The sequence below is a fragment of the Mesorhizobium sp. M7A.F.Ca.US.002.01.1.1 genome (assembly GCF_004022955.1).
GTDB classification, from domain to species: domain Bacteria; phylum Pseudomonadota; class Alphaproteobacteria; order Rhizobiales; family Rhizobiaceae; genus Mesorhizobium; species Mesorhizobium ciceri.
This window is the reverse complement of record NZ_RZQE01000807.1, coordinates 1-1,646: the sequence shown is the minus strand read 5'-3', so window position 1 is coordinate 1,646 and position 1,646 is coordinate 1. Positions and strand designations below refer to the sequence as shown.

Annotated in this window: 3 protein-coding genes; 1 reads left to right on the top strand and 2 read right to left on the bottom strand. The window is 65.2% G+C overall.

What is annotated here, in order from left to right:
• Both EN932_RS35670 and EN932_RS35665 read right to left on the bottom strand, forming a co-directional pair.
• A partial coding sequence (locus tag EN932_RS35670; protein ID WP_128369498.1) for an MFS transporter occupies positions 1 to 832 on the bottom strand: 832 nt, incomplete at its 3' end.
• Between the two features lie 89 nt (positions 833 to 921).
• Positions 922 to 1,116, bottom strand: coding sequence for a DUF1192 domain-containing protein (locus EN932_RS35665; RefSeq protein WP_023810953.1), 195 nt, complete (start codon positions 1,114 to 1,116; stop codon positions 922 to 924).
• A 123-nt stretch (positions 1,117 to 1,239) separates the two neighbouring features.
• Here EN932_RS35665 and EN932_RS35660 point away from each other — a divergent pair.
• Positions 1,240 to 1,646 (top strand): alcohol dehydrogenase catalytic domain-containing protein (locus tag EN932_RS35660; RefSeq protein ID WP_164890835.1); only part of this gene is annotated, 407 nt, incomplete at its 3' end.

Here is a 1,646-nt window from a genome sequence, read left to right as displayed (position 1 = left end):
GCGCGAAGAAGGCCCCGCCGAAAGCCGCCCCCGCCAGCACGAAGCGCCGGTCGGTCTTGTCGGACAGGCGCCCGGCCGGAAGCTGCATGGCGGCACCGGCAACGACCACAAGACTCATCATCAGGGCGATCTCGGCCGTGGAAATGCCGATGCGTGCACCATAGACCGCGCCAAGCGTGCCCCAGGCGCCGTTGGCGATGCCGATCAGCACGCAAGCGACCGCCGACACCGGCGAATTGGCATAAAGGCCCCTGACATCAAGTGAGACATCCTGCAGCGGCTTGGGGTGGGAGGCGGTCGAGACCGCCGTCGGAATGAGCGACAGGCAAAACAGGATGCCGGTGATCATGAACAGCGACGCGGACTTCACGTCGCCGCCGGCGACGATCATCTGCCCACCCATGATCGAGGCATAAGTCACCATCATGTAGAGGCCGAAGACGGTGCCACGGTTCTCGTTGGTGGCCTTCTCGTTCAACCAGCTTTCGATGACCATGAAGGCGCCGGCCATGGTGAAGCCGGTGAAGGCGCGCAGCAGGATCCAGACATACTCGTCGATGATCAGCCCGGTGAGCAGCGCCACGATGGCGCCGGATGCGGCAAAGGCGCCAAAGGCGCGCACGTGGCCGGCGCGGCGCACGATGCGCGGTGCGAAGAAGCAGCCGGTGACGAAGCCGCCGGCCCAGGCCGTGCCCATCAGGCCGAGCGATGCGGTCGAGAAGCCTTCCAACTGACCGCGCAGGGGCAGAAGCAGCCCATGCAAACCAGATGCCGCGAGCAGGAAAGCGGTGCCGCGAAGCAGCGAGAGGATCGGTCGGTAGGTTGCGAACATTGGTTGATCCGGCTCAGGTTTGGCGGGGACGCTGCGTCTGAAGACAGTCGCATTCGGGCTTTTCGGCGGCGGGCTTTACGCCCGAGCGCCTATCCGCGGCGGAACAGTGCTTCGGCCGCGGATTTGGTGGTGTCCTTGGCCTTGAGTTCGGCTTCCAGGCGGGCGATTTCGTCGCGCAGGATGCCGATCCGCTCAGTCAAGTCGCTGACGGAAAGCAATGACAGGTCCTGCCCGATCTCGTGCGGGCGCGCCTTCTTCTTGGGTTCGTCGTCGAAGATCGCCATTGTCGCTCCTCCTCCGCCAAGACCAGATTGGCCATTTGCCTGATTTGGCAATCAGCATACATAGGGCAGGGGCGTCGATGCAAACAGCCGGTCGGATAACGGCGAGGAAAGACGGGAAATCTCATGGCGAGCGGACAGAAAATTCCGGCAAGAATGACGGCCATCGCGATCTCGGAGCCAGGTGGCCCTCGGGTGCTGAAGCCGGAAACACGCGACGTGCCGCAGCCCGGCCCCGGCGAGATCCTGATCAAGGTGCATGCCGCCGGCGTCAACCGGCCCGACGTCCAGCAGCGCAAAGGCGCCTATCCGCCACCGCCCGGCGCATCCGACCTGCCGGGCCTCGAAGCATCGGGTGAAGTGGCGGCCCTTGGCGACGACATATCACGCTGGCGCATTGGCGACCGCGTCTGTGCGCTGACGCCCGGCGGCGGCTATGCCGAATATGTCAAGGTCCATGCAGGGAGCGTGCTGCCGTTGCCCGCCGGCTTCACCCACACCGAAGCCGGCGGGCAACGGCAGCACGCTCCCTG